Consider the following 17,801-nt stretch of genomic DNA (forward strand, 5'->3'; position numbering starts at 1 on the left):
GATGGGCATCGGCCACAGTCATGCGTTACAGTATTACAGATGGTGTCAATCCGTAACCCTGAGGCAAGCGTCGAGAAGCGAATTCTCGACGCGGCCGCGGCGTGCATCCTCGCCTACGGCGTCGAGCGCACCACCATGACCGAGATCGCCCGCCGTGCCCGGGTGAGCAGGCCCACCATCTACCGTCGCTGGCCCGATATTCGCTGGGTGATCGCCGAACTCCTGACGGTGCGGATCTCGGGCGTACTCGAAGCCGTGCCGCACGTCGGGGTCGGCCGTGAAGACCTGGTCGACCGGGTCGTCGCGATCGCCGAGCACCTCCGTGGCGACGAGATCGTGATGTCGGTGATCTTCAATGCGCCCACGCTGGCGATGGTGTACATCACCGAACGCCTCGGCACCAGCCAGCAGATGCTGGTGGATGCCCTCGCCGTGGCGATCAAGGCCGGCCAGGGCGACGGCAGTGTGCGCGACGGCGATCCGTACCAGATGGCCGCGATGTGCCTGCTCATCGCACAGTCGACCATCCAGTCGGCGCAGATGGTCGAGAAGATCCTCGACCGCGACGCGCTCAACGTGGAGCTCGCCCAGTCGCTCAACGGATATCTGAAACCATGACGGGCTCAACGGCTTTGAACGCATCGCGGCGATCGGCGGATTTGGCGGCGCTGTCCGACGGTGCGACTGTCGACCTCGTCGTCATCGGCGGCGGCATCACCGGAACGGGCATCGCCCTCGACGCCGCGACGCGAGGGCTGTCCGTCGTGCTCGCCGAGAAACACGACCTGGCTTTCGGCACCAGCCGGTGGAGCTCCAAGCTTGTCCACGGCGGGCTGCGGTATCTGGCCACCGGCAATGTCGGCATCGCCAGGAGAAGTGCCATCGAGCGCGGGATATTGATGACCCGCAATGCGCCGCACCTGGTTCACGCGATGCCGCAACTGGTTCCGCTGCTTCCCGAGATGAACGCGGCGTCGCGGGCCTTGGTGCGTGTCGGATTCGCCGCCGGAGACGGTCTGCGCAGGCTCGCGGGTACGCCGGCGAGCACACTGCCGAGGTCGCGACGGGTCGACGCGGCGTCAGCGATTTCGCTGGCTCCCACGGTGCGCAGAAACGGCCTCGACGGGGCGTTGCTCGCCTACGACGGACAGCTCATCGACGACGCCCGCCTGGTGACCGCCGTCGCGCGCACCGCGGCACAGCACGGCGCGCGGATACTGACGCGCGTCGCCGCCTCCGATGCCTCGCACGACTCGGTGACTCTGACCGACACCCTGACGGGTGAATCGATGTCGGTGTCGGCCCGCGCCGTCGTCAACGCCACCGGTGTGTGGGCGGGGGAGGTCGACGGATCGCTGAAGCTACGGCCCAGCCGCGGAACTCATCTGGTGTTCGACGCCTCGGCATTCGGCAATCCGACTGCCGCACTGACGGTTCCGATCCCCGGCGAAATCAACCGTTTCGTCTTCGCGATGCCCGAACAACTCGGCAGGGTGTATCTCGGACTGACCGACGAAGACGCGCCGGGTCCCATTCCCGATGTGCCCGAACCCACCTCGGCCGAGGTGGCGTTCCTGCTCGACACGGTGAACACCGCGCTGGACACCGCCCTGCGGCCGGACGACGTCAAGGGCTCCTATGCAGGACTGCGTCCGCTGATCGACCTGGGCGGTGCGGGGCGGACCGCGGATGTCTCGCGCGAACATGCCGTCACCGAATCACCGTCGGGCGTCATCAGCGTCATCGGCGGCAAGCTCACGGAATACCGCTACATGGCAGAAGATGTGGTCGACCGCACGGTGGAGCTGCGCGGTCTGACGGCGGGGAGATGTCGGACCCGCAACCTGCCGATGGTCGGCGCGCCGTCGAATCCCGTTGCGACGCTGCGGTCGTCGTCCGAACTGCCGGGAGCGCTGGTGGCGAGATTCGGCGCCGAGGCGCCGAACGTCATCGCGCGAGCCACCTGCTCAAAGCCCACCGAACACGTCGCCGACGGGATCGATGTCACCAGAGCCGAGTTCGAGTATGCGATCACGCACGAGGGCGCGCTGACGGTCGAGGACATCCTCGACCGCCGCACCCGAATCGGCCTGGTCTGCGAAGACCGTGACCGAGCCGAGGCGACGGCCGCAGAAATGCTCTCGACCTCGCACTGAGGCTTACAGCGGGATGTTCTTGTGGCGGCCGCGGCGCGCGGGCGCCTCAGCCAGCGCCTGGGTCACCTTCGACCGCGTGTGCGCCGGATCGATCTTCTCGTCGACCACACCGATCTCGATGGCGGAATCGACACCGCCGGCGATCTTCTCGTGTTCGATGGCCAGCGCCTCGTGCAGCGCTTCGCGCTCCTCGGGGGCGGCAGCGGCCAGCTTCTTCTTGTGCAGGATGCCGACCGCGGCCTTGGCGCCCATCACCGCGACCTCGGCCTCGGGCCACGCGAACACCTTGGTGGCATTCAACGAGCGCGAGTTCATCGCGATGTAGGCACCGCCGTAGATCTTGCGGGTGACCAGCGTGACGCGGGGCACCGAGCTCTCGCCGAACGCATGCAGCAACTTGGCGCCGCGGCGGACCACGCCGCCCCATTCCTGGTCCACACCCGGCAGGTAGCCGGGCACATCGACGATGACCACCAGCGGGATGCCGAAGGCATCGCACAAGCGCACGAACCGTGCTGACTTCTCGGCACTTTCGGAGTTCAGGCAGCCACCCAGGCGCAGCGGGTTGTTGGCGATGACGCCGACGGTGCGGCCTGCGAGACGGCCGAGGCCGACCACGATCGACGGCGCCCAGCGGGACTGGAACTCCTCGAACGGCACGCCCTCGTCCAGGAGGGCCTCGACGAGCGGGTGCACGTCGTAGGCGCGCCGGGCCGATTCGGGCAGCAGCGCCTTGAGGTCGGTGTCACCGGCTTCGGCCTTCGAGCGGTCGAAATGACCCTGCTGGCAGAACAATCCGACCAGGCGGCGGCCGCGCTCGTAGGCGTCGAGCTCGTCGTCGGCGACGATGTGGCACACGCCGGACTTCTTGTGGTGGGCCTCGGGTCCGCCCAGGGAGACCATGTCGACGTCCTCACCGGTGACGCTGCGCACCACGTCCGGACCGGTGACGAAGACCTTGCTGTCCGGGGCCATGACGATCACGTCGGTCAGCGCCGGGCCGTAGGCGGCGCCGCCGGCGGCGAAGCCGACGACCACCGAGATCTGGGGAATGTAGCCGGAGGCGCGGATCATCGCCTCGAAGACCAGACCGACCGCGTGTAGCGCCTTCACGCCCTCGGCGAGACGCGCGCCGCCCGAGTGCCAGATGCCGACGATCGGGCTCTGCTCCTCGATCGCGACGTCGTAGGCGTCGACGATGTGCTTGCAGCCCTCGATGCCCATTGCGCCACCCATGACGGTGCCGTCGGTGCAGAAGGCGATGGTGCGCACGCCGTTGACGGTGCCCGCTGCGGCGAGGACGCCCGACTTGTCGCGCTCGTGCAGCAACTCGACGGTGCCGTCGTCGAAGAATGTCGACAGGCGCAGCAGCGGATCGCGGGGGTCGAGGGATTCGTTCGCGTCGAGGGCCGGGCGGTTCTCAATTGTCGTCATGTTTCTCCTGCGTCCTAGTACTTGCCGAAGGCGAGTGCGACATTGTGCCCGCCGAATCCGAACGAGTTGTTGAGTGCGTAGTGGTAATTGCCCGGCCGAGGTCCGTCGGTGACGACGTCGAGATCGATCTCGGGATCAAGATTTTTCAAATTCAGCGTGGGCGGCACGATTCCGTCCCGTAACGCCTGCACGGTGAGGATGGACTCCACCGCGCCGACCGCGCCCACGGAATGACCGAGCGCCGACTTGGGTGCATAGACCGCGGGCCGGTGGCCGCCCATCGCAGCGTTGATCGCATGACCTTCGGCCACGTCGCCGACGGTGGTGCCGGTGGCATGCGCATTGATGTGGTCGATGTCGGTGGGTTCGAGGCCGGCGAGCTGGACGGCACGCGTCATCGCGAATGCCGCACGCTCGCCGTTGGGGTCGGGGGCAACCATGTGGAAGCCGTCGGAGGTGATGCCGGCTCCCATGAGCCGGGCCAGCGGCGTGGCGCCGCGTGCCTTGGCGTGCTCCTCGGTCTCGATGACCATCAGGGCACCCGCTTCCCCGAAGACGAACCCGTCCCGGTCCTTGTCGAACGGGCGGCAGGCCCCGGCGGGGTCGTCGTTGTTGGTGGACATGACGATGCGCATCTGGGCGAAACCGGCGATCGGCACCGCTTCGATGCGCTGCTCCACACCACCGCAGATCGCGATGTCGGCCTCGCCCATCACGATGTTGCGCCAGGCCTGGGCGATGCCCTCCGAACCGGAGGCGCAGGCCGAAACCGGGGTCACCACACCGGCTTTGGCGTGTCGTTCCAAACCGACGACCGCGGACGGGCCGTTGGGCATGTACATCTGGACCGACAGGGGGGAGACCGACCGCAGGCCCCGCTCCCGCAGCCCGTCATAGGCGAACACGAGGGCTTCCGCGCCGCCGAGTCCCGTGCCGATGGACACGAGCAAACGCTCGGTGTCGACCTCGGGTGAGCCGGCGTTCTCCCACACGCGCCGGCCCAGCACCGTGGCCATCTTCTGGACGTACGACATCCGCCGGTTCTCGACCTTGGTGAGTTGAGAATCGAACTCTTCGAGTAGGTGACCGCCGATGCGCACCGGAAGGTTGAACTCCTCGACGAACGGATCATCGAGCCTGCGGATTCCGCTCTGACCGTCCAGCAGGGACTTCCAGGTCGCCTCGGCATCGGTCGCCAGACTCGTGGTCATGGCAATACCCGTGACCACGACGTCTGGCAATCCGTTGCCTGTAGTCGGCGAAGCCATACTCAGCCGCGCGTCCTTTCTGCCTACTGTCCCGGCGATCTAGTAACGACCGAAGGCCAGAGCCACATTGTGGCCGCCGAACCCGAAGGAGTTGTTGATCGCGTACTGGTAGTCGCCGTATCGAGGCTCACCCGCGACGACATCGAGATCGATCTCGGGATCGGGCGTCACGTAGTTCAGTGTCGGCGGAATGACGCCGTCACGCAGGGCGAGCACCGTGAGCGCGGACTCGAGGGCGCCGACGGCGCCGATCGAGTGGCCCAGCGCCGACTTGGGCGCGTACACCGCGGCATGCTCCACACCGGCGACGCGGATGGCGTTGGCCTCCGCGGTGTCACCGATCGGGGTGGCCGTGGCGTGCGCGTTGACGTGGCTGATGTCCTTGGCGGACAGGCCCGCCGTCTCCATCGCGCGCTTCATCGCCTGGCCGGCCCGCAGGCCGTCCGCCGCCGGCGCGACCATGTGGAACGCGTCCGACGTCACACCGGCACCCATGAGCCGGGCCAGTGGCTTGGCGCCACGAGCCTTGGCGTGCTCTTCGGTCTCGATGATCATCAGCGCGCCCGCCTCGCCGAAGACGAAGCCGTCCCGGTCCTTGTCGAACGGCCGCGAGGCCCCGGCGGGGTCTTCGTTGCGCGTCGACATTGCCCGCATCATGGAGAACGCGGCGATGGGCAGGGCCTCGATACCGCCCTCGACGCCACCGCAGACCGCGAAGTCTGCGTCGCCCATGACGATCTGACGCCAGGCGTGGGCGATGGCCTCCGACCCCGACGAGCACGCCGACACCGGGGTGATGACCCCGGCGCGGGCGCCCAGTTCGAGACCGGCGACCGCCGCAGCGCCGTTCGGCATGATCATCTGAACGGCCAGCGGCGACACCTTGCGGGGGCCGCCCTCGTTCATCGCGTCGTAGGTTTCGACGATCTTCTCGCCGCCACCCAGACCGGTGCCGATGACCACCGAGAAACGGTCCGGGTCAACTTCGGGCGTACCCGCGTTGTCCCAGAGACGCCGGGCCAACAGCTTCGACATGCGCTGCACGTAGGACATGCGGCGCATCTCGATGCGTGTCATGTGGCTGTCGACGTTGTCGACGAGGTGGCCGCCGATACGCACCGGCAGGTCCCACTTGTCGACGAACTCGTCTTCGAGGATGCGGATACCGCTCTCGCCCGCAAGCAGACCCTTCCACGTGCTCTCGATGTCCGCAGCGAGGGCCGTGGTGGCCTCAATGGCGGTCACCACGACGTTAGGAAAACCGCCGTTGGCAGTGGAAGGTCTGGTCACTTGTCGCCCGTGATCTGTGCGCGGATGGCGGCAGCGGCCTCGGGGTTCTCTTCTTCGAGCTTCTGGATGTAGGCGACGACGTCACCGACGGTGCGCAGGCCGGCGAGGTCCTCGTCCGGGATCTTCACGCCGTACTTGTCCTCGGTCTGCACGGCGATCTCGACCATCGACAGCGAATCGATGTCCAGGTCGTCGACGAAGCTCTTCTCGGGGGTCACTTCGGAGGGCTCGATGCCCGTGACCTCTTCGATGATCTCGGCGAGGCCGGCGATGATTTCGTCCTGAGTGGCGGGCACAGTGGCTCCTTCTATCTATTTCTGGTGTTGTTACTGATGAGTTGACGAACGTTTGGATATGTACTTGCACCTGGTCAGGCGCGGAGGGTCTCCGCAAGTGCGTCCAGGTCAGCGGGGGACTTGACGGCGTGCGTCGGCGTCCCCCGAAGCTCACGTTTGGCGATTCCGGTCAGTGTTCCCGCGGGCGGGAACTCGACGATCGCCGTGACATTCAGTTCCTTCATGGACTCGGTGCACAGGTCCCAGCGCACGGGCCGGATCATCTGGGCGACCAGCTTGGCGATCGCGTCTGAACCCGAGGACACCGGGCGGCCATCGGAATTCGACAGCAGGGTGACACCGGGTTCGGCCGGATCGATGCGGTCGGCGACCCTGGTGTACTCGTCCAGAGCGGGGGCCATGTACTGGGTGTGGAACGCGCCGGCGGTGGCCAGCGGGCGCACGCGGGCGCGGGCCGGCGGGTCTTCGGCGAGCTTCTCCAGAGCGGCGACCGCACCTGCGGCGACGATCTGACCCACGGCGTTGCGGTTGGCCGGCACGAGGTCGAGTGCTTCCAGGCGCGCGAGCACCTCGGCTTCGTCGCCGCCGAGCAGGGCCGACATGCCGGTGGGCTCAAGCGCGCAGGCCTTGGCCATCTCCTTGCCGCGGGTCGCCGCGAGCGAGACGGCCTCGTCGGCCGAGATGACCCCCGCGATGGCGTAGGCGGCGATCTCGCCGACCGAGTGGCCGGCCGCGACGATCTCTTCGTCTCCGGTGAGAACCTCGCGCTTCGTCAGTTCCTCGTAAGCAAGCAGGGTGGCGGCGACGACCAGAGGCTGGGTGACCGCGGTGTCGGTGATCTCCTCAGCGGTGGCGGTGGTGCCGAGCGTGCCGAGATCCAGTCCGCTGATCTCCGACCACGCCGCGATGCGGTCGGCGGCACCGGGAAGCTCGAGCCACTCGGCGAGCATGCCGGGGGTCTGCGAGCCCTGTCCGGGCGCGAGGAATGCGAGCACAGTCTTCTGAGGCACGTTCTTAAGAGAACCTTATGAAGACGGATTTGCGCGGTGTAAGAGATTATGAACCTCGTCTTAAGTTTTTGTAGGTAGTCCACAAATCCGCATGTGATGCGACTCCATCGAGACCGGGCCGCAACATACTTTCTTTAAGACTGTTCCCCCGATGTGACCGACGCAACATCGGTGACCTGCCCCGATCTCGACGCCGCGGTCGTCGAAAGTTGCGCCTGCCGGGTCAATCGCCCCAGCGAGGCGGCGACTCGCAGCACGTACGCATCGCGCGGCACAGTGGGATCGCGGCCGGTGAAGTCCGCGATCCGCTTCAGTCGATAGCGGACGGTATTTGGATGAACGAACAATTTGCGAGCGCAAGCCTCGATGGCTCCGCCCGAGTCGAGATAGGCGTCCAGCGTCTCCATCAGCGCCGGACCGGCGTCGGCAAGGGGGCGCATCACCTCCGCCTCCAGCGCGCCGGCGGCGGTCACGTCGCCGAGCAGCGCCCGTTCGGGAAGTAGCTCGCGCGCCGTCACCGGGCGGGGAGCGCCCGACCATCCGGCGACGGCGTTCATCCCCGCAATCGCTTCCGTGGCACTGCGGTGGGCGGCACCCAGGGTCGGCGCGGTCGGGCCGATCACCACGGGTCCGTCGGCGAACACCTTCATCAACTCGGACAGGAACCGGTCCGTCGGGGACAGTCCGCCCGAGACGATGGTGACCAGCCAGGTGCCGTGCACGTCCGACAGTGCCGCGCGGCCGTTGCGGTTGACCACGTCGTGGACGTCGTCGCCGGAGAAATCCACGCGATCGGGGCGCGGCAGCCCGACGATCACCGTCACTGGCCCGGTGGCGTCCCAGTTCAGCGCGGCAGCCTGGGACTGCAGTTCGGGGCCGACGTCCCCGCGGACCACGGCATCGACCAGGTTGGCCTCCATCCGGGTGTCCCACGCCCCGCGCGCCTCCGCCTGATCGGCGTAGGCGCTCGCGGCAGCGAACGCGAGGTCCCGGCTGTAGCGCAGAATGCCTGCCGTCAGCGCGGCCAGCTGTTCCTCCGAGCGCGCCAGCAGCGGCACCACTTCTTCGAAGAACTCCATGGTGACCCGCACCATCTCGACGGACTGCCGCAGTGCGATACGCCGTCGCAAATCCTGCGGCACGACCTCGAACGCCTGCGCGGTGTAGCTGACATTGCTCTGCGGGTTACGCATCCACTCGACGAAATTGACCACGGCGGTCTGCACGACGAGCTGGACGCTGGCGCGCTGAGAGGCCTCCATGTCGGCGAAGAACGGCAGCCGTTCCTCCATGGCGTGGACCGCCTCGGTCGCCAACCGGCCCGAGTACTGCTTGAGCCGTCGCAGCGTCGACTCCGGGACGTTCTCCAGGACCTCGACGGTCGATTTCGGCGGGATGAACCGATTGTTGTCCGCCATCCCTAAAACCTACGCCAATATTTGTGGGAGTCCTACAGTCGCTATGCCACGCCCAGGTTGAATGTCGTCGCTTACGCGACTCCGGGGTCCGAGGTCTGCTCCGGCGCCGCCATCACATCGTCGATCTCGTACTTGCGCGCTGCTTCGACGGCGACCGAGATGTCGATGTTGCCGTCGCGGGCCAGCCCTTGCAGCACGCCGACGACGATGGATTCGGCATCGGTGTTGTAGTAGCGGCGCGCAGCCGGGCGGGTGTCGGAGAAGCCGAAGCCGTCCGTGCCGAGCGTGATGTACGTGCCCGGTACCCACGGACGGATCTGCTCGGGCACCGCGCGCATCCAGTCCGACACCGCGACCACCGGTCCGGTCGCGTCGGCGAGGACCTGGGTGATGTACGGCGTCCCCGCGTCACGGTCGGGATGGCGGAGCTTCTCTTTCTCCACGGCCACGCCGTCGCGGTTGAGCTCACCCCAGCTGGTCACCGACCACACGTCGGCAGCCACATCCCACTCGTCGGCGAGCAACTCGGCGGCCTTCAGCGCCGACGGCATCCCCACTCCCGACACCAGGATCTGGGCGGTGTTGCTCTTCTTCTCGGGTGCGGACTGGTAGCGGTATATGCCCTTGAGGAGGCCCTCGACGTCGATGCCCTCCGGCTCGGCCGGCTGGACGTAGGGCTCGTTGTAGATCGTCATATAGAAGTAGACGTTCTCCGGGTTCTCCCCGTACATCCGAGCCAGGCCGCTCTCGATGATGTAGGCGATCTCGTAGGCGAACGCCGGGTCGTAGGCCACCACCGCCGGGTTGGTGGCTGCAAGGAGCAGCGAGTGGCCGTCGGCGTGCTGCAGACCTTCGCCGACCAACGTGGTGCGGCCCGCGGTGGCGCCCAGCACGAAGCCGCGCGCCATCTGGTCGGCGGCGGCCCACAGTCCGTCGCCGGTGCGTTGGAACCCGAACATCGAATAGAAGATGTAGATCGGGATCATCGGCTCGTTGTGGGTGGCGTAGGACGTGCCCACCGCGGTGAACGACGCCGTCGACCCGGCCTCGTTGATGCCCTCGTGCAGGATCTGCCCGACTTCGCTCTCCTTGTAGGCGAGCATCAGTTCGGCGTCGACGGCGGTGTAGAGCTGGCCGTTGCGGTTGTAGATCTTCAGGCTCGGGAACCACGAGTCCATGCCGAACGTGCGGGCCTCGTCCGGGATGATCGGCACGATCCGCTTGCCGATCTCCTTGTCCCGCAACAGTTCCTTGAACGTGCGCACGGTGGCCATCGTGGTGGCCACCTCCTGCTTGCCCGACCCCTTCTTGAGCGCCTTGTAGGTGTCGCGGCCGGGCAGCGGCAGCGCCTTGGTCTTGGTGCGCCGCTCGGGCAGGAACCCGCCGAGGGCGCGGCGGCGATCGAGCATGTAGCGGATCTCCGGCGCCTCCGCGCCGGGGTGGTAGTACGGCGGCAGGTACGGATTGTCTTCGAGCTGCTCATCCGAGATCGGGATGCGCTGGGCGTCGCGGAAGTCCTTGAGGTCCTCCAGCGCAAGCTTTTTCATCTGGTGGGTGGCGTTGCGACCTTCGAAGTGCTTGCCCAGCGTGTAGCCCTTGATCGTCTTCGCGAGGATGACCGTCGGCTGGCCCTTGTGCTCCATCGCCGCGTGGTAGGCGGCGTACACCTTGCGGTAGTCGTGCCCGCCTCGCTTGAGGTTCCAGATCTCCGAATCCGTCATCGGCTCGACGAGGGCCTTGGTGCGCGGATCCCGTCCGAAGAAGTGGTCGCGCACGTAGCTGCCGTCGTTGGCCTTGTAGGTCTGGTAATCGCCGTCGGGGGTCGTGTTCATCAGGTTCACCAGCGCGCCGTCACGGTCGGCGTGCAGCAGCGCATCCCACTCGCGGCCCCACACCACCTTGATGACGTTCCAGCCGGCGCCGCGGAAGAACGACTCCAGTTCCTGGATGATCTTGCCGTTACCGCGCACAGGGCCGTCGAGGCGCTGCAGGTTGCAGTTCACGACGAACGTCAGGTTGTCGAGGCCCTCGTTCGCGCCGACCTGGATCAGGCCGCGGCTCTCGGGCTCGTCCATCTCGCCGTCGCCGAGGAACGCCCACACGTGCTGCTTCGAGGTGTCCTTGATGCCGCGGTCATGCAGGTAGTGGTTGAAACGGGCCTGATAGATGGCGTTCATCGGGCCGATGCCCATCGACACCGTCGGGAATTCCCAGAAGTCCGGCATCAGCCGCGGATGGGGGTAGGACGGCAGCCCGCCGCCGGGATGGCTGTGTTCCTGACGGAACCCGTCAAGCTGGTCGGCCGTCAGCCGGCCCTCCAGGTAGGCGCGGGCGTAGACACCCGGTGAGGCATGGCCCTGGATGAAGATCTGGTCACCGCCGCCGGGGTGGGACTTGCCGCGGAAGAAGTGGTTGAAACCGACCTCGTAGAGCGCCGCTGACGAGGCATAGGTCGAAATATGGCCGCCCACACCGACTCCGGGCCGCTGCGCGCGATGCACCATGATGGCCGCGTTCCAGCGGATCCACGCGCGGTAGCGCCGCTCGACGTCCTCGTCGCCGGGAAACCAGGGCTCCAGCTCGGTCGGGATGGTGTTCACGTAGTCGGTGGAGGTCAGCGACGGGATCGCGACCCGCTGCTCGCTGGCACGCTCCAGAAGGCGCAACATCAGGTAGCGCGCCCGCGCCGGCCCGGACCGCTCCACCAGTTGGTCGAACGACTCCAGCCATTCGGCGGTCTCGTCGGAATCGATGTCAGGCAGGTACGACGCGACACCTTCCCGGATCACCCGCACTCGATCGGGTTCTGTTGTGCTGCTGGAGTTTTGGGCCAGATCCTGGCGCACGAACTCGGTGGTCAACTTCCGCTCCTTGTCAGGCGGTGGCAAATACACGCATGCGTCGGCTCAGCGGGTTACTTCGCATTCGGCGTGCGCGGGTTCCATCCTTCTCTAATCCTGCCCCATGTGCACTAGCGGGTGGTCTCGCGCCCGGAACCGGCGAACGACGGCCGCAAGGCGTGCTGGACCCGGTAACGTCTGCACCTGTGCTGATGGGTCGGCTGAGCGCCCGTGTGCGGATCGCCGCCTCGATAGCAGGCACGCTCGCAGCTCTGGCCATGATCGTCGTCGGCTGCACCAACGTGACCGAGGGGGACGCCTCGGTGGCCGAGGGGGACGCGCCGCTGTACCGGGCGTCGGTGACAGCGTCGATGGAGGAGTCCGCGGCAAGCTCGAGCGCCCGCGAGTCGGAACGTCAGGCCACTCTCACCATCGAGGCCGTGCGCACCTCGTGCGAGGCGATGAGCTCCAGCAGTGCCGAGGCCATCGGCGCCGTCAACAGCTACGTCAACGCGTTCAACACCAATCCCGCCGATGTCGCCAGGACTTCGGGCCCGGCCGTCGACGCCCTCAACCACAGCGCGGACCTGGTCGCGGGCAGCATCTCCGACCCGCTGACGCCGGAGCTGCGTGACTCGCTCAACGCCTGGGTGGACGCCGCGCGCGGAGTCGCCACGGCGATCGCCGGAAACTACGGGACGGACGAGTTCAATGCCGCGATCGCGCTCCTCAACGACGCGAAAACCACCGCATTGGACCGTTGCGACGCGGCATACCGATAAACCTGCCGCTAGATGGCTTGCCGTATGGCCTCGGCATGCGACGATAGGTCTGTGACCGGGCGCAGGGTGCGTCCGTGTCGGCTGAAGGAGGACTGACCGTGGTGTCGGCGGGTGACCCCCCGAACTACGCCCGCATGCTGGGCATCCAAAAAGATCAGGTTGTGCAGGAGTTGGGCTGGGACGAAGACACCGACGACGACATCCGAGCCGACATCGAGGACGAGAGCGGCGGCGAGCTGCTCGACGAAGACGCCGATGACGTGGTCGACGTCGTGCTGCTGTGGTGGCGTGACGACGACGGCGATCTCGTCGACCGGTTGATGGACGCGATCACGCCCCTCGCCGACGACGGCGTCATCTGGGTCGTCACCCCGAAGACCGGCAAGCCCGGGCACGTGCAGCCCGCCGAGATCGCCGAGTCCGCGCCGACCGCCGGACTGATGCAGACGTCGTCGGCCAATCTGGGGGACTGGATCGCCAGTCGTCTGGTTCAGCCGAAGTCCAAAGCCGCCGGCAGGCGTTGATCGTCTCGGTAGGGGATCCGGCACCGGACTTCACGCTCAAGGATCAGAACAATCAGCCGGTGTCGCTGTCGGGTTTCCGCGGCGTCAAGAATGTGGTGCTGGTCTTCTTCCCGCTTGCCTTCACCGGGATCTGTCAGCGCGAACTCGACGAGATCCGCGATCACATCGGTCAATTCGTCAACGACACGACGGCCACGCTGACGATCTCGGTCGGCCCGTCGCCCACCCACAAGGTCTGGGCGGCGCAGCGTGAGTACTCGTTCCCCGTGCTGTCGGACTTCTGGCCGCACGGCGCGGTGAGCCAGGCCTACGGGGTGTTCAACGACGCCTCAGGCTTCGCCAACCGCGGCACCTTCGTGGTGGATCGTTCGGGGGTGGTGCGTTTCGCCGAATGCAAGGAGCCGGGGGAGGCGCGCGATCACGCTGGCTGGAGCGCAGCGCTGGCCGCACTGCGGGACTGAGCGGATTTCCGCTGGCGCGTCGGATACGGGTAACCTGCCCGGGATCGGGCGCGTAGCTCAGGGGTAGAGCTCTGGTTTTACACACCAGCGGTCGGCGGTTCGAAACCGTCCGCGCCCACCGAGGTCATTGCCGGGCAAGGCTTGCCCCGGCGCCGCTCAGCCGACGGGTACCGCGACCTCGTTGCGTCGTCGGAAGGGCAACGTCCACGGCGGGTCGTAGAACCACGCGACGGGCTCGCCGCTCGGCGCAAAGCTGCTGTCGCGCAACGAGTCCAGGAGTTCAGTCGTCTTCGCCGCCACTGCATCGGGGCCGCGGTCGCCACTGAATCGCAACACCGCGTACGTCTCGGACGGCACCTCGACGAGTTCGACGCGGTCGTCGTCGGGCTCGGGAAGCAGTTCGAGCGACCATTTCGACGGCATGAAGAAGCGGATCACCGATTCGCCGCCGGCGCCGCGGGACTGTGCGACCGGCGCTGTCATCGCGATCTTCTCGCTTTTCTGGGCCACCGGCGCGGTCATCGCGATCTTTGTCTGCCTGCGGTTGCCGCCGAAGATGTAGCCCGCCAACCTTCGGAACCCGTCGCTGCGGGCCTGCTCCTCGTCGCCGGCGACCGCCGTCTGTGCCGCGATTCTCGGACCGTACCGGCGGATCTCGACGTCGCCGAGCAACTCCTCGAGTACGTACAACGGCTCCTCGGTACCCGCGCGGAAACCGACGATGCCGCCGGCGCCCTCGACGATCTGCAATGCGGTGTCGGTGATCTTTTTGAGCACGACTCCAGGTATACCCCTCAGCAGCAGCCCTTGGCGCGACGCTCGGCCAGGTGCGCGTGCTCGGCGCTGTCGCTTCCCTTGACTGCGGCGACGAACTCGTCGAGATCGATGCGGCGACCCCCGAGCCAGGTGCCCGTCACCTTCACGGTGTCGATCAGCGCCTCCGGGTCGACCGTCCACGGATCTGCGCTGAGTTCGACGAAGTCGGCGAGCTTGCCCACCTCCACCGAACCGACCAGATTCTCGCGGTTCAGGGTGCGGGCGGCGTCGATGGTGTGGGCCCGCCACGCCTGGTCCAAGGTGATGGCCTGTTCGGGTCCGTGCACGCCGCCGGCGCGGGTGCGTCGCGTGACCGTGGTCGCGATGTTGACCACCGGCGTCGGCGGCGACACCGACCCGTCGTTGTGCAGCGACACGCACGCCCCCGAGCTCACCGCATCGTTGAATGCGGCCCACCGCGAGCCGTGGTCGTGGTCGAAGATCGCGCCGTCGAGCAGATCGCCCCAGTAGTAGTACTGGAACGGCGACATCGACACGTGCACGCCGAGCCGGGCGGCCCGGTCGAAATGTTCGCGGGTGCCCGCGCCGCAGTGTTCGAGCCGCCAACGGTGATCGGTGCCGAGCAGACCGTGCCGGTTCAGCGCGTCCTCGTAGGCGTCCAGCGCGAGGTCGAGTGCCAGGTCACCGTTGGCGTGGAAGGCCATCTGCCAGCCGGCCGGCGCGGCGCGGTCGAGGATCGCGTCGAGTTGCTCGCGGCTGTAGTTCATGGAGTCGGCGCCACCCGCGGTGGCCGGGTCGATCCCAGCGGTACGCGTGGCGTCGGTGTCGAGGTAGGGGAACGAGATCGCGATGTTGCCGACCCAGGGCGAGCCGTCGGTCCACAGTTTGACGCCCGCCTTGGTGAGCCACTGGTCGCCGGCCGCAAAAGTTGTTGTATCCGAATAGGTTTCGGTAGTCGATACCTCCCACATGCTGACCCGCAGCGGGCACGACGGTGCCGCCGCCAGCGCCTCGTAACCTGCCGCGAACTTCGGGTCGTAGGTCATGTCCGACGTCGATGTGTAGCCGCCGCGCGACATCAGCGCGTAGTACAGCGCTCCGGCCAGCAGCGGGTTGCCGAGCTCGGCCATGATCGGGCCGGTGACCGCGGTGAGGACACCCAACTCGAAACCCTGCCCGTTGAGCGAGCCGTCTGCGTTGCGGCCGAAGCGCGAGGCCACCGGGTCGGCGGGCGGGTCGACGTCCCATCCGTAGCTCTCGATGAGTGCCGAGTTGAAGTACACGCCGTGCCCGGAGTTGTCGGTGACCACCGCGACACGGTCTCCGAAGATGGCGTCGAGTTCGGCGGCCGTCGGTTTGGGGTGGCCGTGCAGTAGCGCGTCGAAGCCGGCGAACAGCAGTGTGGTGCCCGGGTCGCTGGTGGCCAGCGCATCCGCGAACACCGCCCGCACGTCCTCCCACGTCGGGCAGTCCCATGGCGCGATCGACCGTGCCGGTGCCTGGGTGGCGATGCCGCTGATCAACGGATGGCTATGTGGCTCAACGAATCCCGGTGCCAATACCGCGGCTCCGGTGCCGACGACCTCGGCGTCGGGCAGGGCAGCCCGGCACTCGTCGAGGTCGCCCACCGCGACGATCCTGCCGGCGGACACGGCGACGGCCTCGGCGCGTGGGGCGCTGTCGTTCATGGTGATGACCGTGGTTGCTGTGAGGATCACGTCGCCCATGGCCACAGTGTGTCATCCGAGGCCCCGCGCCCGGCCGGAATGCGCTGTGAGACGCTGCCCGGGTGTTCGCTCTCGGGATCGGCATCGCTGCAGGCGTCGTGGCCGACGTGGTGTTCGGTGATCCGAGGCGTGGTCATCCGGTGGCCGTGTTCGGCAGCGGTGCAGCGGCTTTGGAACGCCATACGTATTCCGACGACCGCCGCGCCGGGGTACTGCACACCACAGCTCTGCTGACCGCCGTCGGAGTCGCGGGTGCGGCCGCCCAGCGGGCGGGACGGCGGCACGGAACCGCGGCCGAGGCGGTCTGTGTCGCCGCGGCAACCTTCGTCGCGGCCGGGGGGACGACACTGTGCCGCACGGGTGAACGCATGGCCGAACTGCTGCGCCGTGGCGACGTCGAGGGGGCGCGACGCCTGCTGCCGTCGCTGTGCGGACGCGATCCGTCCGTCCTCGACACGCCGGGGCTGACCCGCGCGGCGCTGGAGTCCATTGCGGAGAACACCTCGGACGCGCAGATCGGACCGCTGGTGTGGGCTGCCGTCGGTGGCGCGCCCGCGGTTCTGGTGTACCGCGCAGCCAACACCCTCGACGCGATGATCGGCAGCCGGTCGCCGCGTTACGCCCGGTTCGGCTGGGCTGCCGCCAGATTCGACGATCTCGTCAACCTCGTGCCGGCGCGGATCACGGGCCTGCTCGTGATGGCGTGCGCGCCGCTCGTCGGGGGGTCGCCGGCCCGCGCGTGGCGCGCCTGGCGACGCGACGCGGCCAGGCATCCCAGCCCTAACGCCGGCGTCGCGGAGGCGTCCTTCGCCGGCGCGCTGGGGATACGTCTCGGAGGGCCCACGCAGTACGCCCACGAGTTGGAGATCCGCCCGACGCTCGGCGACGGGCGGGTGCCCGAGGTCGACGACCTGGTGCGCGCTGTCCGGTTGTCACGGGCTGTTCAGGCGCTGGCGGCCGGCCTGGCCACCGTCGTCGCGGTCAGTGTCGCTTGCCGTAGCGGTCGGCGAGTTTCTGCTCGGTGGTGAGCGGCGCCGGGGGCGTGTCATCGTCGGCCGCCCGGGCTTGTGCCGCTGCCTTCTCCCGCCTGCGGATGCGGACCTCGGAATACACGAAGTAGCCGACGCCGATCGGGGCGATGATCCCGAACGCGATCCACTGGATGCCGTAGGACAGGAACGGCCCCGCGTTGAGATGGGGCAGCGGAATCACGCCGAGACCGCCGGGCTGGTCGCCGACGAGTTGCAGGTACGAGCCCGTCAGCGGCACACCGGTCAGCGACGAGATCTGCTCGATGTTGATCGAGTAGACCTGCGTGCCGCCGTCTGCCTCGAACGGCGCCTTGTCCCGGGCCAGCCCCTCGGAATCGCGCAGCCGCGCCGTGATCGTCACGGTTCCGGTCGGGGGTGCCTCGATGGGCGGGACCTGAGAACCGGCTTCGGGCCGCACATAGCCGCGGTCGACGAGCACAGTGGGCCCGCCGTCCACCGCGAACGGGACGAGCACCTCGAAGGCGGGATCGCCGTCGATGAGGCGCAGCCGGGCGAGCACCTGCGCGTCGGGCAGATAGCGTCCCGTGGCGGTCACCTGCTGCCACTGCTCATCCGGGGCCGCCGAATCCTGTTGCGGCAGAACCGTCGTCACCGGCACCGGATCAGCGTCCAGTGACCGGGAGATCTGTGCGTTCTCCCGTGAGGTCTTCGTGTTCTTGCCGAGCTGCCATGGCGCCAGCACGGTGAAGCAGAGGTACGCGAACGCAAGGACCACGACGTACAACGCCAGCCATTGCGGCCGCAGCAAGAACGCCCAGCGCCGCAT

The 17,801-nt window shown here is 67.6% G+C and carries 16 protein-coding genes and 1 tRNA gene; 7 read left to right on the plus strand and 10 right to left on the minus strand.

The window, feature by feature from the left end:
* Nucleotides 1–39 precede the first annotated feature (39 nt).
* Both ACAG24_RS16525 and ACAG24_RS16530 read left to right on the plus strand, forming a co-directional pair.
* Nucleotides 40–618: a TetR/AcrR family transcriptional regulator gene (locus ACAG24_RS16525; RefSeq protein ID WP_370473624.1), complete on the plus strand. Its 579-nt coding sequence runs from the start codon at nt 40–42 to the stop codon at nt 616–618.
* The gene (locus tag ACAG24_RS16530; protein ID WP_370473623.1) at nt 615–2,156 is read left to right on the plus strand and encodes a glycerol-3-phosphate dehydrogenase/oxidase; all 1,542 of its coding nucleotides are present in this window, start codon (nt 615–617) and stop codon (nt 2,154–2,156) included. The genes ACAG24_RS16525 and ACAG24_RS16530 overlap by 4 nt, the downstream gene beginning before the upstream one ends.
* Nucleotides 2,157–2,159: 3 nt before the next feature.
* Here ACAG24_RS16530 and ACAG24_RS16535 read toward each other — a convergent pair whose 3' ends face one another.
* The 7 genes from ACAG24_RS16535 to aceE form a co-directional block, all read right to left on the minus strand.
* Entirely contained in the window at nt 2,160–3,590 is a 1,431-nt protein-coding gene (locus ACAG24_RS16535) for an acyl-CoA carboxylase subunit beta (RefSeq protein WP_370473622.1), read from the minus strand.
* Nucleotides 3,591–3,604: 14 nt separating this feature from the next.
* Nucleotides 3,605–4,858, minus strand: coding sequence for a 3-oxoacyl-ACP synthase KasB (gene kasB, locus ACAG24_RS16540; protein ID WP_370473621.1), 1,254 nt, complete (start codon nt 4,856–4,858; stop codon nt 3,605–3,607).
* A 39-nt stretch (nt 4,859–4,897) separates the two neighbouring features.
* Nucleotides 4,898–6,148 carry a 3-oxoacyl-ACP synthase KasA gene (gene kasA, locus ACAG24_RS16545; protein ID WP_370473620.1) on the minus strand — a complete coding sequence of 417 codons (1,251 nt, stop codon included), beginning with the start codon at nt 6,146–6,148 and terminating at the stop codon, nt 4,898–4,900.
* Nucleotides 6,145–6,444, minus strand: coding sequence for a meromycolate extension acyl carrier protein AcpM (acpM, locus tag ACAG24_RS16550; RefSeq protein ID WP_011780924.1), 300 nt, complete (start codon nt 6,442–6,444; stop codon nt 6,145–6,147). The genes kasA and acpM overlap by 4 nt, the downstream gene beginning before the upstream one ends.
* 74 nt (nt 6,445–6,518) lie before the next feature.
* Nucleotides 6,519–7,439: an ACP S-malonyltransferase gene (locus ACAG24_RS16555; protein WP_370473862.1), complete on the minus strand. Its 921-nt coding sequence runs from the start codon at nt 7,437–7,439 to the stop codon at nt 6,519–6,521.
* A gap of 149 nt (nt 7,440–7,588) precedes the next feature.
* The gene (locus ACAG24_RS16560; RefSeq protein WP_370473619.1) at nt 7,589–8,872 is read right to left on the minus strand and encodes a PucR family transcriptional regulator; all 1,284 of its coding nucleotides are present in this window, start codon (nt 8,870–8,872) and stop codon (nt 7,589–7,591) included.
* A 71-nt stretch (nt 8,873–8,943) separates the two neighbouring features.
* Nucleotides 8,944–11,733 carry a pyruvate dehydrogenase (acetyl-transferring), homodimeric type gene (gene aceE, locus ACAG24_RS16565; RefSeq protein ID WP_370473618.1) on the minus strand — a complete coding sequence of 930 codons (2,790 nt, stop codon included), beginning with the start codon at nt 11,731–11,733 and terminating at the stop codon, nt 8,944–8,946.
* Nucleotides 11,734–11,924: 191 nt separating this feature from the next.
* On the opposite strand from aceE, the gene ACAG24_RS16570 reads away from it, so the two are divergent.
* From ACAG24_RS16570 to ACAG24_RS16585, 4 genes are all read left to right on the plus strand, one after another.
* Nucleotides 11,925–12,494, plus strand: coding sequence for an Rv2240c family protein (locus ACAG24_RS16570; RefSeq protein ID WP_370473861.1), 570 nt, complete (start codon nt 11,925–11,927; stop codon nt 12,492–12,494).
* A gap of 98 nt (nt 12,495–12,592) precedes the next feature.
* Nucleotides 12,593–13,018 carry a DUF3052 domain-containing protein gene (locus ACAG24_RS16575; RefSeq protein WP_370473860.1) on the plus strand — a complete coding sequence of 142 codons (426 nt, stop codon included), beginning with the start codon at nt 12,593–12,595 and terminating at the stop codon, nt 13,016–13,018.
* Nucleotides 13,018–13,479, plus strand: a complete 462-nt coding sequence (locus ACAG24_RS16580) for a peroxiredoxin (RefSeq protein WP_370473859.1) — start codon at nt 13,018–13,020, stop codon at nt 13,477–13,479. The genes ACAG24_RS16575 and ACAG24_RS16580 overlap by 1 nt, the downstream gene beginning before the upstream one ends.
* A 46-nt stretch (nt 13,480–13,525) precedes the next feature.
* A tRNA-Val gene (locus ACAG24_RS16585) sits at nt 13,526–13,597 on the plus strand.
* 38 nt (nt 13,598–13,635) lie between these two features.
* Here the strand turns inward: ACAG24_RS16585 and ACAG24_RS16590 are convergent.
* Entirely contained in the window at nt 13,636–14,256 is a 621-nt protein-coding gene (locus ACAG24_RS16590) for an SOUL family heme-binding protein (RefSeq protein ID WP_370473617.1), read from the minus strand.
* Nucleotides 14,257–14,273: 17 nt separating this feature from the next.
* Nucleotides 14,274–15,983, minus strand: a complete 1,710-nt coding sequence (locus tag ACAG24_RS16595) for an amidohydrolase (RefSeq protein WP_370473616.1) — start codon at nt 15,981–15,983, stop codon at nt 14,274–14,276.
* Nucleotides 15,984–16,045: 62 nt separating this feature from the next.
* Between ACAG24_RS16595 and ACAG24_RS16600 the strand changes: the two genes are divergently transcribed.
* Entirely contained in the window at nt 16,046–17,011 is a 966-nt protein-coding gene (locus tag ACAG24_RS16600) for a cobalamin biosynthesis protein (RefSeq protein WP_370473615.1), read from the plus strand.
* On the opposite strand, the gene ACAG24_RS16605 is transcribed toward ACAG24_RS16600, so the two are convergent.
* Nucleotides 16,965–17,801, minus strand: a complete 837-nt coding sequence (locus ACAG24_RS16605) for an SURF1 family cytochrome oxidase biogenesis protein (RefSeq protein ID WP_370473614.1) — start codon at nt 17,799–17,801, stop codon at nt 16,965–16,967. The two genes, ACAG24_RS16600 and ACAG24_RS16605, sit on opposite strands and share 47 nt — an antisense overlap.

Origin of the sequence: Mycobacterium bulgaricum, from assembly GCF_041287165.2 — a bacterium.
Taxonomy (GTDB): domain Bacteria; phylum Actinomycetota; class Actinomycetes; order Mycobacteriales; family Mycobacteriaceae; genus Mycobacterium; species Mycobacterium bulgaricum.